The 15922-nt window shown below is 50.6% G+C and carries 8 protein-coding genes; 5 read left to right on the top strand and 3 right to left on the bottom strand.

Annotation, left to right across the window (positions count from 1 at the left end; genetic code table 11):
• Positions 1-298: 298 nt before the first annotated feature.
• A complete protein-coding gene (locus D6C13_RS24410; RefSeq protein ID WP_120135217.1) occupies positions 299-6031 on the top strand; it encodes an Ig-like domain-containing protein in 5733 nt (1910 codons plus the stop codon).
• Positions 6032-6270: 239 nt separating this feature from the next.
• Here D6C13_RS24410 and D6C13_RS24405 read toward each other — a convergent pair whose 3' ends face one another.
• On the bottom strand, positions 6271-8172 hold the full coding sequence (locus tag D6C13_RS24405; RefSeq protein WP_120135216.1) for an Ig-like domain-containing protein: 1902 nt from the start codon (positions 8170-8172) through the stop codon (positions 6271-6273).
• Positions 8173-8881: 709 nt separating this feature from the next.
• Here D6C13_RS24405 and D6C13_RS24400 point away from each other — a divergent pair.
• The 4 genes from D6C13_RS24400 (at position 8882) to D6C13_RS24390 (ending at position 13213) form a co-directional block, all read left to right on the top strand.
• Positions 8882-10630 (top strand): Ig-like domain-containing protein, encoded by a 1749-nt coding sequence (locus D6C13_RS24400; RefSeq protein ID WP_120135215.1) that lies wholly within the window; start codon positions 8882-8884, stop codon positions 10628-10630.
• A 470-nt stretch (positions 10631-11100) separates the two neighbouring features.
• On the top strand, positions 11101-12405 hold the full coding sequence (locus tag D6C13_RS24395) for a catalase (protein WP_279630081.1): 1305 nt from the start codon (positions 11101-11103) through the stop codon (positions 12403-12405).
• Positions 12374-12631, top strand: a complete 258-nt coding sequence (locus D6C13_RS26110; protein WP_279630080.1) for a catalase-related domain-containing protein — start codon at positions 12374-12376, stop codon at positions 12629-12631. Before D6C13_RS24395 ends, D6C13_RS26110 begins: the two co-directional genes overlap by 32 nt.
• A gap of 39 nt (positions 12632-12670) precedes the next feature.
• Positions 12671-13213: an ankyrin repeat domain-containing protein gene (locus D6C13_RS24390; protein ID WP_167458081.1), complete on the top strand. Its 543-nt coding sequence runs from the start codon at positions 12671-12673 to the stop codon at positions 13211-13213.
• Between the two features lie 252 nt (positions 13214-13465).
• Here D6C13_RS24390 and D6C13_RS24385 read toward each other — a convergent pair whose 3' ends face one another.
• Positions 13466-15154: an Ig-like domain-containing protein gene (locus D6C13_RS24385; RefSeq protein ID WP_279630082.1), complete on the bottom strand. Its 1689-nt coding sequence runs from the start codon at positions 15152-15154 to the stop codon at positions 13466-13468.
• 9 nt (positions 15155-15163) lie between these two features.
• The coding region (locus D6C13_RS25715; RefSeq protein ID WP_120135212.1) for an Ig-like domain-containing protein at positions 15164-15922 on the bottom strand (759 nt) is incomplete at its 5' end.

The raw sequence follows: 15922 nt of genomic DNA, 5'->3' as shown, positions 1-15922 counted from the left end.
ATATAGGATTATTATTCAGTAACATCATGTATTAAAAGGGTTTGTTTGCTTTTATATTTTTTACGCGCAGAGCGAAAAATTACCTGGGCATTTAACTGTAACCCAATACGGTTTATTTTTAAAAGAAGCTAGAAATATGTTCCGGTTACGCCAGGTCAACAGGTAGCCAATGGCGAAACACGTTTCACTAATACCCGCTTACGTTGAAAATCGAAAAAGGAGGCATCTCACCAGCTGAAGTAAGATTTGTATACATCAGCCCTACAGGGCCTGGCATCTAAATCATAAAGGATATTCTATGAGTCGATTTACAATTACCACGAAGGAAGCTGGCCAGTCACAGGTATTTAACCTGAAAGCTGTCGCATCTGCCGAAGACATTATTGCAGTACCCGCTATTCAAACCGGCTATTACCTCATTGAGGGTGGTGAAGGCAATCAGCTGTCTGAAGGCCTTTCTCTGAGCCGCCATAATGACGCGCTCCACATTCATATTGATGACTCTGCTGCCCCGTCAGCAATTATTCCTGAGTATTACAACTCACCAGCCCTGCTGACAATTCCTGCTTCCAACAACCAACTTCAGGCACTGGACATGGCTCAGGTACAAACTGAGCACGCTCCGGTAGCCCTCTCGCTGCTCGCTGATGCGGGGGATACACCGTATACGCCGGGTGGACCGGGCATCATTATTGCTGATGGCGCAACGGACGATTCAGCAGATGGTTCGACGAAAGAAATTGGCAACCACGAAGGCACTGCCGATTTGACTCCAGAGCTGCATGGTACAGCCTTTGGCGCAGAAGAAATGATTTTGACCATTTATGCCAACACCCAGGTACTGGGTACGGTCATTGTCGGTGACGACGGAACCTGGAGCTTCACGCCAGATGAAGGCGCGCTAAGCTATGGTTCTAACTACATCTTCCAGGCGGTGTTAGAGGATTCCACTACTAGCGCTCTCTTCATTGCTATGCCGTTCACTATTTCTGAGACTGTTGACGGCCAGGCCGCTGCAGACCTGCCTAATACGGGTGATGATGGTATAGTTCTTATTGATCATCTGGTCGATGCCAACGGTATCCACCAGGGCGATGTGGCTAACAATGGCATTACTGACGACCTGAATCCTGTCATCCAGGGTACCCTGTTTGGCGGCGAAGAGATGACTGTCAGCATCTATGCCAACACTCAGTTCATTGGCACTGCTATTGTCCAAGAAGATGGCACCTGGTCATATGATTTGTCAGGTCTGGAAAATCATGCCCAATACACCATCGTGGCAATTCTCACGGACTCAAGTTCGGACGCGAAGTTTATCTCGCTGCCATTCGTCTTCACGACGGGCTTTGATGAGCAAGTACCGGTCATTACAAGTGTTCATGATGATGCGGGTACTGTAACGGGCGACCTGACTGATGGCCAGCCTACGGATGACACCACGCCAACTATCAGCGGCACAGCAGATCCTGACGCTATCGTCAATATTTACGATGGCTCAACGCTGCTGGGTTCTGCCCAGGTAGATGGCTCTGGTCACTGGTCATTCACGCCAGACACCCCACTTTCAGGCGACGGTGATCACTATATCTCTGTTACAGCAACAGACGGCACTGATGAGTCCGCCCACTCCGCTGATTTTGATGTCAATCTGGACACCGTTTGTGAAAAACCTGTTATTACAGATATTCAAGACGATGTAGGTAAAGTAACAGGCAACGTCCTGGACAATGGCAATATCACAGATGATGGCAATGTTGTTATTTCAGGCACATCTGAGCCGGGTTCTTCGTTAACTCTGTTCTTCACGGGTGTTGATAATTCGATTCAAAGCCTTGATCTGACGCCAAATGCCGATGGTACCTGGAGTATTCCATCTGACTACATGGAACAAAAAGGCGATGGCACCTATAGCTACTGGTTAACTTCTGTTGATGCAGCAGGCAACAAGAGTAACAGTGACATCGTCACTGTTACTTATAAGACAGCCCCTCCTGATGCGTCCACAAATGAGCAGCTAACCGATGATGTTGAGCCAAAAACTGGCCCAATCCTTAATGGTGATACGACTGATGATTCCACACCAACATATCAGGGTGATGCGGAAGCTAAAGACGTTGTAATCATTTCGGACAACGGTGAAGTCATTGGTTCTGTCGTTGCTGATGATAAAGGCCACTGGACATTCACACCTGATACCCCACTCAATGACGGCGATCATAGCTTCTCGACCGTCGTTGTAGATGGTAATGGGAAACAGAGCGACTCTTCTGCACCAATCGGCTTCACGGTTGACACCGCAGTGCCAGACCCAATCGACATCAACGCGCCGGACAATCTGGTCGTGTACGATGACATTGCACCGATTATTGGTGATATCCCTCAGGACGGCGTCACCAATGACACCATGCCAACCTTCTCGGGCACCACTCCGGCACTTGCTAAAGGCGAAGTCGTCACTATCTACAGTGACGGAGAAGTCCTCGGCTCTGCTATTGTCGGTGATGGTGGTGCATGGAACTTCACCCCATCTAGCCCAATGGCTGAAGGTCCGCACGAAATTGAGCTGACCGTTACCAACGCCGCGGGTGCCGAGAGTGACAAGTCTTTACCGTTTGATTTCACCATCGATACCATCGCACCAGTGGCGCCAACCATCACCGACGTGGTGGATGATGAGCAGAATATTGACGTGGCTCCGAACGGCTCCACCAGTGACACCACCCCGCAAATCCAGGGGACCGGTGAGGCTGAAGGCGATATCATCACTGTCTACAGCAACGGTGCCGCTATTGGCTCCGCAGTAGTCGGCGCCGATGGCACCTGGACGTTTACTCCGGACGCGCTGGCCGACGGGACTTACGACATCACCGTGACCGAGACCGATGCGGCCGGTAACGTCAGTGCCCCGTCTAACGCGTATGACTTCACCGTCGACACCGTCGCACCAGTGGCGCCGGTTATCACCGACGTGGTAGATGACTCCGGTACGCAGAATATTGACGTGGCTCAGAACGGCTCCACCAATGACTCCACCCCGCAAATCCAGGGTACCGGTGAAGCTAATGGCGATATCATCACCGTCTACAACGGCAGCGAAGTACTCGGCACTGCAATGGTCGGCGCCGATGGCAGCTGGACGTTTACCCCTGACGCGCTGGCTGATGGTCAGTACGACATCACCGTCACCGAGACCGATGCGGCCGGCAATGTCAGTGCTCCGTCAAACGCGTATGACTTCACTATCGACACCGTTGCACCAGTGGCGCCGGTTATCACCGACGTGGTTGATGATTCCGGTACGCAGAATATTGATGTGGCCCAGAACGGCTCCACCAGTGACACCACCCCGCAAATCCAGGGTACCGGTGAAGCTGAAGGCGATATCATCACCGTCTACAACGGCAGCGAAGTACTCGGCACTGCAATGGTCGGCGCCGATGGCAGCTGGACGTTTACCCCTGACGCGCTGGCTGATGGTCAGTACGACATCACCGTCACCGAGACCGATGCGGCCGGTAACGTCAGTGAAGCGTCTAACGCGTATGACTTCACCATCGACACCGTTGCACCAGTGGCGCCGGTTATCACCGACGTGGTGGATGATTCTGCCGAGCAGCCTGTTGATGTGGTCCAGAACGGACTCACCAGTGACAATACCCCGCAAATCCAGGGTACCGGTGAAGCTGAAGGCGACATCATCACCGTCTACAACAACGGTACCGCTATCGGTTCCGCAGTGGTCGGTGCGGATGGCACCTGGACGTTCACTCCTGACGTCCTGGCCGACGGCAAGTACGACATTACCGTCACCGAGACCGATGCGGCCGGTAACGAAAGTGCTCCGTCTAACGCGTATGACTTCACCGTCGACACCGTCGCACCAGTGGCGCCGGTTATCACCGACGTGGTGGATGACTCTTCCGCGCAGCCGGTAGATGTGGCTCAGAACGGTTTCACCAGTGACAATACCCCAGTCATCAACGGTACCGGTGAAGCTGATGGCGACATCATCACCGTCTACAACAACGGTACCGCAATCGGCTCCGCAGTGGTCGGCGCGGATGGCACCTGGTCGTTCACACCGGACGCGCTGGACGAGGGGCATTACGACATTACCGTTACCGAGACCGATGCGGCCGGTAACGTCAGTGCTCCGTCTAACGCGTATGACTTCACCGTCGACACCATCGCGCCAGTCGCGCCAACCATCACCGACGTGGTGGATGACGCCGGTGAGCAGAATGTTGATGTGGCCCAGAACGGCTTCACCAGTGACAATACCCCGGTCATCAACGGTACCGGTGAAACTGATGGCGACATCATCACTGTCTACAACAACGGCGCTGCTATCGGCTCCGCAGTAGTCGGTGCGGATGGCACCTGGTCGTTCACTCCGCCAGTTGCACTGGCAGATGGTACCTACGACATCACCGTCACCGAAGCCGATGCGGCCGGGAACGTCAGTGACCCGTCTGCGGCGTATGACTTCACTATCGACACCATCGCCCCAGGTGCTCCGACCCTGACTGAGATCGACGATAATGTCGGTGCACAAACAGGTCCAATTGCCCAGGATGGCACCACTGATGACAGTGCCCCTGTCTTCAAGGGTACCGGTGAAACTGATGGCGACATCATCACCATCTACAATGGCAGCGACGTACTCGGCACTGCCGTAGTCGGTGCGGATGGCTCATGGACGTTTACCCCGTCAGCGGCCCTGGATGATGGTCAGTACGACATCACCGTGACCGAAACCGATAAAGCGGGCAACGAAAGTGGCTCGACTCCACCGTTTGACTTCACTATCTCCACGAATGTGCCGGATGCTGCTACTGGTATCGATGTTCGCGACGATGAAGGCGATGAGCAAGGTGTTGTTGTTCCGGGTGGCGCAACAGATGATGCGACTCCGGTCATCGAAGGGGATGCGACTCCGGGCGACGTCGTTATCATCAGTGATAATGGTGTCGTCATTGGTTCCACCACCGTTGATCCAGACGGTAAGTGGAACTTCACGCCGGATGCGCCACTGGATACAGGTAGTCACTCCATTGATACTGTTGTAGTAGATCCGGATACAGGTTCAAGAAGTGCTCCAAGTGAACCCGTTGATTTTTCTGTCATTGCTAAAGGCAGTACCAGCTTTGAAAATGTTGAAGGTATCAAGAATATACTGAGCGATACACCGTTCAACAACCCTGATGCCAAAGATGGATTAGGTCTGGGTGGTCTGTCAGTCACTCTTCTTAAACCAGGGTATGAGGCAACGGGCAGCGAAAGTGAAATTGGTTCGAAGGGTGTAGCTTTATTCGCACCGAAGAGCTTTGGCAAAGTCGATATGGAGCTGTCTGGTACTTCGCAGACTCGTCTGGACTTTGGCGGCCAGACGAATATGGTCAGCTTTGATGTTTCGGGAGTGACTGCAACGGGAACCGTCGTTCATTACTTCGATGTAAACGGTAATGAGGTCGGTAGTATGGATGTACCCGTTACCGATCCTCATGACACAAGATCCTTAGAGAACATTAGCTTCGAAGCACCGGCTGGCACATTGATCGATCATGTAGAGATTGATGTCGGTCCAGAGACTGGCCAGGGGACTATCCGTGTGGATAACATCACCTGGGGTGAGACTCAGTATGAGGCGGCGGCTGCTCCACAGGCAGAAGCAGCACATACCGATGTCGCACTGATGGCGCTGGCAACACAAGCGCATCCGGCAGAGCATGACGCAACAACCGCTACGGCAAGCACGCATGACGCGCCACAGAATCATCTGACTCTGTCGCTGGATGACGTGTTAAGCCAGGGCGCTGATAATGCGTTCATCGCTGACGGTAAAGAGCAGTTTGCAGTAACGGGTGATGCAGGCGATCACGTTGATCTGACCGGTGTGTCAGACAGCAGCCTGGCGCACACAGGTAACGTGACTAGCGGCGGAGTTGCATATGATGTGTACTCTGTAGCAGGTAGTGACACTGAGTTGCTGGTACAACATGGTGTGGAATTGCACGCCATGGCGTAACACCTGACTGATTGATTTAATCAGCCAAAGCATAATGCCGGCCACGAAAGTGGCCGGCATTTTTATGGGCATAATAAAGACAAAGAAAGAGAGTCCCCCCGTTCTTCAAGGTAACCACCGCATTAACTCATCTGTACACGATTAACAGCTACGTGAAAAATACGGCGCTATTTGCAACAGTGCCCAAAAAAATCCCCGGCCGGAGCCAGGGATGGATTAAGGTCAGAGCGCGTCAGGGATTATGAAACCTGATGTAATTCCAGACCGTGCTGTACCAGCAGTTCAACGTTACTGCCTGCATGCTGATACACCTCATACTGAATGCCACCTGCCGTCACTGCACCGCTATCCTGCCAGGTGTTGTGAGCCAGGTCGTCGACTTTCAGTTCAACCACATCACCCTGGTCGCCGGTGACAGCCAGCTGCTGCCTGCCGTCCTGCACAAACAGATTCGGATGGGCTTCGCTGAGAATATCGTTCAGGGTCAGGTGGAGAGTATTCTGCACATGGTCAGTGATATCGACCGCAGCGGTTGATTTATGCGAATCGTCCACCTGCGCCAGGGTCATAATGTCGTGATGGTCCACGGCGTCATGGCTGGTCAGCAGGGCACTTTGCTGGGAAGAAGTATGGGATTCGCTCCCCCAGTCAATTTCATCAACCGATGTAGCAAAGGAACCAGCACGTATTAATACATAAGAAATACTTTCACCTGCTGGCGCTTCATAACTATAGTCGGACTCGGAATAGTACCCGTTGGGGTTTATAATAGTTTGAGCAATGTTTTGGGTTTCAAGCAAATCCCCTTCGAAATTATAGTACTCAATTTGAGAATCATGATGATATATGGAGTCAACAGAGAGATGGACGTAATTTGTGTCTTCACCAAACTCAAGACGCGAGAGTCCATGCACGCCAGTCGTGAACTTGGATGAATTATAGGTAGTGGGCATATGAGAGCCATTGTCATTGCCTGTATTTTCAACTGTTATTTTTAGTCCAGAATCCCTTTGCCAGACAGCACCTGTATCAAATGTCCTATAGACATAGCCTACACCCTCGAAGCCATCGCTCCCGGATGCATCCACGGTGAGCACATTCATTACAAAATCAGCAGAATGCGCACTGGTATTACCCGCCGCATCGGTCGCAGTCGCGGTGAAGTCATGCTTCCCGTCCGGGCGCGCTGGCGTGGTATAGCTCCAGGTTCCATCGCTGTGTGCGGTGGTGGAGCCCAGCAGCGTGCTGCCTTCGTACACTTTCACAATACTGTTCGCTTCAGCGTGCCCCTGAAGGGTTGGAGTGCTGTCATCAGTGGTAGCACCGCTGGAGAAATTACCGGCGTCATCATGAAGGGTATTGATGGTCGGCTGATCAGGTGGGGTGGTGTCCGGAGGCGTGTTGTCATCGGCATTGCTGGCCACGGTTTCCACGCTGTAGCCTGCGCTGCTGTCGCTGGTCCCCAGGACGTTGGTGGCCGTTGCCGTAAAGGTCCACTCACCCAGGGTGGCAGTGATATTCTGGCCGCCGTGCAGCTTATAGCTCCAGTGCCCGTCGGCGTCGGCCACCACACTGCCCAGCGTGTACGTGTGATTATGCACGGCAGAATACACCTTCACCGTCACCACATCCCCCGCGTCTGCGGTACCGGAAACCGTTGGCTGTTTGTCATCGGTTTTACCGCCCTGCGCCACCGGCCCCTGATGGTCGCCCGCGTGGTCGAAGACTTCGGTAATCACCGGCGCATCCGCGGCGGCGTCGTGGTTCAGTTCGGTGGTGTGAATGGTATAGGTGTTAGACGGCTGCAGTTCATTGCCGGACGAATCTAGCAGGACGACCTGGAAGTCATAGGCTTTGCCCGGCTCAAGCGGCGTCGCCGGCTTGAAGGTCCAGTGACCTTCAGTTCCGATGTCTGCATAGCCAACCACCACATTATTACAGTAAACCCGCAGTAGCTGACCCTCCCCCATCGGCAGGCGACCGCTGAGCGTCGGCTGCAGGTCATCGGTGTAGCCGTCATTGAGCACCGGGCCTATAGAGTGACCGACATAATCCATAATGGAGTCAATGTTGGCGAGTAAGCCACTGTCAATGCCCGCATCCACGGCGGCATTCAGGTTATTATTTTTCGTGCTGGACATAATATCCGCTACCTTTAAGTTGAGTTTTAGAATTAACCACCCGGAAAAATATAAAGCACAGAGCCGGGAGGCTTTTCGATGAGAGCAGCAAGGTGCTGCTGGTAAGGAGGGTATTAACGATTGGCGGAGCAGGGATTAATCACTTTTAAAATAATGTAATGCCGAAATTAAAATAACGGTAAAGCAAAAGCACCTGGAAAGCTACATCACTGTTTTAAATGATGTTTATTAAAACACTCCATCTAAAACAACAGCAAAAAGAGAAGCTCAATAAAACCGAATAGTAATACCGGATAATTCAGGCAACCCGTTGCCGCGCAGGGAGAATCTTCGCTAAAGAGGCAAGTAAAAAAATACGATAATGCAGAAAAAATGAAACGTGGGATCAGGCGTTAAAGGATGCTTCTCAAAAATCCTGTTTATTAAGAGAGGTTATTATTACCCCTTGATTCCTAAATTAAAAACACGCACATCAACGCCTCAGTAAAAACTTACACGAGCCCTGCTTATTATTTATTTAAGGGCTGGATTTAAGTGATGTTATAAATAAGTTGTAATTAAATTAAGTATTTGGTGGGCTGTTTTTTAGATCACACTATTCCGTTTATTCAAATGTAATAAAAGATAAACTGCCTGAGAGTTAATTCAGTATTGCTGATGCAACTGACCCTACACAATACATTTGAGTAAATTAAAATTAGGTAATTATATGATGAAGAAAAATAGCCCCCTCCCTCTGTCAGCCACAATCAATGAAAGCGAATTTGTGCCAGCACCACAAGAACAAACGTTGCTAAGTCCTTATTCTCAGCCATTAAATGAAAACGAAGAAGATACCACTGCGCCAAATCCTCCAGAAATTAACTGGGCCTATGATAATTTCGGAGATAAAACTGGCTATACCTTCAGTGGCGACACGACAGATGATACTACCCCCATGCTGCTGGGCCATGCTGAGGCGAATGCTATCGTGAAAATTTATGATGGAAGCCATTTGATCGGTTCTGCGCTGGCGGACCCGCATGGCAGCTGGAGCTATACGACTCCGGTGCTGAGCGAGGACAGGCATTCGCTCACAGCAACGGCGACAGATCCCGCAGGTAATATCAGTCAACATTCAGCACCTTTATCCATCAATATTGATATCCCGGCTTCAGCCTCACCTGTCATACCTGTCATTGACAATGCTATTGATAATTTCGGCGATTCCAAAGGCAGGCTGGTCAACAACAGCACAACTGATGACGTCACACCTGTTTTACAAGGCTCAGCGGAAGTTGACAGCATTGTGCTTGTTTCCGTCTGGAGCGACGGATACGGCCACTTGTTGGGCAGTACGCTTGCTGACGGCCACGGGAACTGGGCTTATGATCCCGCATCTTCATCAGCATGGGCTCAAAGTGATGGTACCTATACGTTTTCTGTTACCAGTCAGGATGCTGAAGGCCACAGCAGCATGGCAAGTAACCGATTCACTCTGAACATACAGAGTCCGGATACGACAGCGCCGGATGCGCCTGATATCAACTGGTTCTACGATGATGCAGGGAAAAGCAAGGGATATGGTTATGACGCCGATACTACTGACGATACGACACCAACACTGGTCGGCACGGCGGAGGCAAAAAGCATCGTTCTGATTTATGATGGCAGCCATTTACTGGGCTCTGCTCTTGCAGACCAGTCCGGGGGTTGGGATTTCACCACACCGTATCAGAATGATGGATTACATTCATTCACGGTCGCTGCAATGGATAGCGCAGGTAATATTAGCGCGCATTCAGAAAATTTCGTGATCAACATTGTCAGCTCTGCTCCTGAAGTATCGGGTATTTCCTATTACTTAGACGACTCAGGAAACAGTCATCACTATTATAATAGTGGTACAACGTCGGAAGATATGACGCCTACATTATTTGGTCACGAAGCGCAGCAAAGCTTCATTAATATTTATGACGGGAGTCTCCTCCTCGGGTCTGTGAGCACTGACACCTCAGGTGCATGGAATTACACGACCTCAGAACTGGATACGGGTGCGCATGACTTTACCATAACCACAAATCATGATGGTCATACGAGTCCTCATTCAGCGGTTTTTGTGATAGATATTGAAGCAGCTGCTGCGCCCGAAGGAAATATCATCAACGGGCAGGATGAAACAATTTATCTTGGGTCTGCTATCAATCTTCAAAATGGTGAGCAGGACACACTTAACATATCGCTGGGCGATGTTTTTAATCATGCTCACCGGAATATATTTACTCTTGATAACGACCAGCAACTCGCCATTACAGGTGATGCTGGTGATACCGTTAACTTTGAAGTCGGGAATATTAATAACTGGCATGATGTAGGTGAAACCGTATCAGGTGGCACTACTTATGACATTTATCAGAATGCTAATGCTCATACCGATTTACTTATCCAGCATGGGGTAGAGTTGCACCTGGTTATGTAGTAATTTTGATTTTTACGAGTGTAGTGATTTTTAAACCCCATCACTACATTCGTATTTTTCAGAATGAGAAAGCTATAACAGAGTTTGAAACCCGGCAAGTGAAACTCAGCGCTGGTTGAAACCGAATCCAAAACTTAACGTCATCTTAATAAAAACGCAGGTTTTATATTGCTATCGTGACCGTTATCACTTAAATGTCCCCGATCGCCTTAATTCACCCTTCCCTCACCTATTCCATTAATAGGTGAGGGCTATCCTCTTTAGTTATACGTTTATTCTGCATTTGGTTTAATTTAAACCTGTGGGTGGCTGACCCTCTGGTTTTTTTATTCTTTGAGATTGTATTTTTTAAAAAGTATTGCAGTGTTTTTTCAGGATGATTTAAAGGCTGTGATTTTTACTTGCCTCATTAATATGATGAAAACAGAGAATCCAATGCAAGTATCAATAAATAATTTAAGGAGAAGGGAATGAATAAAATCTTTCTATCCGGAGCTTTTTTGTTATTTATGTCACCACAATTTTCTTCGGCGGCCACCAATAATAAAATGACACAAGATAATGGTGCCCCTGTCGGCGACAATCAAAATTCACAAACAGCCGGGCCAGCGGGCCCAACTTTACTGCAGGATGCCCATCTGCTGCAGAAACTCCAGCGGTTTGACCGGGAGCGGATACCGGAGCGGGTTGTGCATGCCCGCGGTACGGGAGCCTATGGCGAGTTCAAAGCAGAAAAGAACATCTCGAACTTAACGTTGGCTAAGGTGTTTAGTGCGGGTACCACAACACCTGTGTTTGTTCGCTTTTCAACGGTAATCCATCCGAAAGGGTCACCGGAAGAATTGCGCGATCCGCATGGTTTCGCCATGAAATTTTATACCTCTGAAGGCAACTGGGATTTAGTAGGATTAAGTGAACCCATATTTTTTATCCGCGATGCGATGAAGTTCCCGGATATGATTCATTCGCTTAAGCCCTCCCCTGTCACTAATGTGCAGGACCCCAACAGGTACTATGACTTTTTCAGTCATCAACCTGAAAGCACGCATATGCTGACGCGTATTTTTTCCTATCAGGGTATCCCGTCGTCCTATCGGAAGATGGATGGCTTTGGCGTACATGCCTTTAAGTTTGTGAACAATAAAGGTGAAGTCACTTATGTTAAATTCCATTTCAAAAGTCGTCAGGGCGTTGCGGGTTATAGTGGTGCACAGGCGAAAGAACAACAGGCAAAAGATTTCAATAATCTGACTAACGATCTGTATACCACCATTAATGCCGGTAAATATCCGGTCTGGGATTTATATATAAAAACGCTTAAACCCGCACAACTTAATAATTTCAGGTTCAACCCCCTGGATGACACCAAAGAGTGGCTCGATGTCCCGGAAACAAAAATTGGCACCCTTACGCTGAATAAAGTACCCGATAATTTTTTCGAAACAACGGAGCAAGTTGCATTCGACCCCTCTAACCTGATCCCGGGGATAGAAGCATCGGAAGACAGAATGCTACAGGGAAGGCTTTTCTCCTATGCGGATACGCATATGTACCGCCTCGGGGCTAATTATCAAAACATTCCTGTTAACCGTCCTAAAGTCGAGGTGCGAAATTATAACCAGGACGGCAGTGGTCATCAGGGCATGACCTCCGGTGATGTGAATTATCAGCCTTCAGTAGCTGACAATGCAGTACAAGATAATCCGGCGTACAAAAAAACCACCCCGGCACTGGAAGTGCTCGGTGCAGCAAGCCATCATTGCAAAAACGGATAATTTTGAGCAAGCCGGCGTTTATTACCGTTCAATGACTGCGCAACAGCAAAATGATCTTATTGAAGATCTGGGTAATGACTTGATGCAAGTTAACAATGATCAGGTACGACAGACAATGCTGAGCTATTTTTATCGGGCCGATGCCGATTATGGAAAACGTCTTACCGAACATACAAAAGACGATGTCGCAATGATTCAAAAAATGGCAGAAAAACTAACCGATTAAATGACGGAGCCTGCCTGTGTAAGCAGGCAGGATAAAACGATGAAGATAATTAAATGCGCCGCCTGTTTTTGCTTTCTTTTTTTTGTTCATTCAGCAATGGCGGCATTAAATCCCGGGGTCATTGATGCGGCACGCTACGGAGAAGTCAACATCCTCAAAAAAGCTGTGGCTTCCGGTTTTGATATTAATCAACGAGACGAACACGGTTACACCTTACTGATATTAGCGACCTATCATGGCCAATATGACACGGCTAAATATCTGCTCTCGCAAGGCGCGGATCCGTCATTGCTCGACAACCATGGGAGAAGCGCGCTGATGGGCGCCGCCTATAAAGGTGACATTAATGCTGCAAAAGTCCTCCTGAGTGATCCCCGGACGAACATCAATCAGCAAAATGAGGTTGGCCAGACAGCGGGCATGTATGCCGCCCTCTTTGGACACAGAGCGTTCCTGAGTTACATGCTGAAACAAGGTGCTGATCTCAGCCTTTCGGATAAGCAAGGGAACAGTGCGGCCACGCTGGCAACACAGCAGGGAAATACGTCGTTGTCCGGCTGGATCACCTCGCAAAGCAAATGAGTCAATGATAGCCGGGGCCCGCTGAAAAAAAGACGCGTACCGTGAATGGGGTTTGCGTCGCCGCCGCTGTTGCAAACAAAAATGCATACGGATGTTCCGGCATTTTATCTGCCGGTGTTCAACACCGGGCGGACACTTTCACTCGCGTTTCAGTTGTGACAGCGCACGCGCGTATGTGGGAGCCTTTTGCAACAGTGCAAAAAAATCCCCGGCCGGAGCCAGGGATGGATTAAGGTCAGAGCACGTCAGGGATTATGAAACCTGATGCAGTTCCAGACCGTGCTGAACCAGCAGTTCGACATCACTGCCAGCATGTTGATACACCTCGTACTGAACGCCACCTGCCGTCACTGCACCGCTGTCCTGCCAGGTGTTGTGAGCCAGGTCGTCGACTTTCAGTTCAACCACATCACCCTGATCGCCAGTGACAGCCAGCTGTTGCTTGCCGTCCTGTACAAACAGATTCGGATGGGCTTCGCTGAGAATGTCATTCAGGGTCAGATGAAGGGTATTCTGCACATGGTCAGTGATATCGACCGCAGCGGTGGATTTATGCGAATCGTCAATCTGCGCCAGAGTCATAATGTCGTGATGGTCCACGGCGTCCGGGGTGGTCAGTAAGGCGCTTTGCTGGGCTGCATGAGAGGTGCCTGCAGAGGTCCAGGAAACATCGTCTATCCAACGGTTTCCTTCAGAGGTAAACGAAGCAATATGCTGCCCGGGAGCGGGGGTGATGTCGTATTTATACATAAAAATAACATATGAATGTTGCTCAGCTGTTGTTGAGGGTCTCGAGGAAACAGTAACTGCTAATTCATGCCCATTTTCATCATAGGCATGGATACTCGTACTTCTGGGACCCCAGCCAAAAAATGATACTGTATCCGCAATACCCGGTAGGGTGAATTTAATCAACCCGTCATCCTCATTATCAATGTAACCATTTGACTCTCCTCCACTACCTGTAGTTATACGCGTCAAGGCGGTATCCAGATAATGTCTTGCTCTTTCTGCTGACTCAATTTTCAGGCCAGAGTCTGTCGTCAGACTGGTGAAGTAATCCCCGTTCACACTAGATGCCTCAAAATCTTCAAAGCCAGATACACCCGGTGGCGCAGTATCAATATTCACCACAAAATCACCGGAATGCGCACTGATATTACCGGCTGCATCTGTGGCCGTTGCGGTGAAGTCATGTTTGCCGTCTGCACGCACCGGTGTGGTATAGCTCCAGGTACCGTCGCTGTGTGCGGTTGTAGAGCCCAGCAGGGTGCTGCCTTCGTATACTTTCACAATACTGTTAGCCTCAGCGTGACCCTGAAGGGTTGGTGTACTGTCATCAGAGGTGGCACCGCTGGAGAAATTACCGGCTTCGTCATGAAAGGTATCGATGGTCGGCTGAACCGGTGGGGTGGTGTCAGGCGCTTCGGTGATAATCACAAAGTGACCGGAGTGTGCGCTGATATTGCCCGCTGCATCCGTTGCCGTCGCGGTGAAGTCATGCTTGCCGTCTGCACGCACAGGCGTGGTGTAACTCCAGCTGCCGTCTGCTTTGGCCGTTGTTGACCCCAGCAGGGTGCTGCCTTCGTACACTTTCACAATGCTGTTGGCTTCAGCATGACCGTTCAGGGTTGGCGTGGTGTCGTCCGTCGTGCCGCCGTTGGTATCATGGCCTTTAGAATCGCCGGCATCATCATAGAAATCAATAATGGTCGGTGCATCCGGTGGGGTGGTGTCCGCTGTTTCAACATCCAGCACAAAGTGACCGGAGTGAGCGCTGGTATTACCGGCTGCATCTGTCGCGGTAGCGGTGAAGGAGTGTTTGCCGTCAGCAAGTGCCTGAGAAACATCACAGATCCAGACACCCTTTGAATCTGCAGTAACAGAGCCAATCACAACCGCGCCGTCGTAAACCATCACGATACTTCCCGCTTCTGCAATACCGACCAGTTACGGCGTGCTGTCATCAATGGTGGCGCCGTTTTTCACCCCGATGAGGTGGCCGTTATCGTAGGTTTCGGCAGCGCTGAAGATGGTTGGTGCATCCGGTGGGGTGATGTCATCGGCATTGCTGCCCACGGTTTCCACGCTGTAGCCTGCGCTGCTGTCGCTGGTTCCGACCGTATTGGTGGCCGTTGCACTGAAGGTCCACTCACCCAGGGTGGCCGTAATGCTCTGCGCCGTGGTCAGCTGGTAGTCCCAGTTGCCGTTGCTGTCAGCCACCGCGCTGCCCAGTACCGTCGTGATACCTGAAGGTGAGGTCACGGACAGCGTCACCACGTCATGGGCACCTGCTGTACCCGAAACATCAGGATGGCTGTCATCGGTTTTACCGCCCTGCGCCACCGGTCCCTGATGGTCACCGGCAAAATCATGCACTACGGTAATCACCGGCGCATCCGGGGCGGCGTCGTGGTTCAGTTCGGTGGTGTGAATGGTATAGGTGTTAGACGGCTGCAGTTCATTGCCGGATGAATCTAACAGGAAGACCTGGAAGTCATAGGCCTTGCCCGGCTCGAGCGGCGTCGCCGGCTTGAAGGTCCAGTGACCTTCTGTTCCAATGTCTGCATAGCCAACCACCACATTATTGCAGTAAACCCGCAGTAGCTGACCCTCCCCCATCGGCAGGCGGCCGCTGAGCGTCGGCTGCAGGTCATCGGTGTAGCCGTCATTGAGCACCGGGCCTATAGAGTGACCGACATAATCCAT

This window comes from Rahnella woolbedingensis, from assembly GCF_003602095.1.
In the GTDB taxonomy this organism is placed as follows: domain Bacteria; phylum Pseudomonadota; class Gammaproteobacteria; order Enterobacterales; family Enterobacteriaceae; genus Rahnella; species Rahnella woolbedingensis.
Note: the sequence above shows the minus strand (reverse complement) of the source record. Positions and strands in the feature narration are given on the sequence as shown.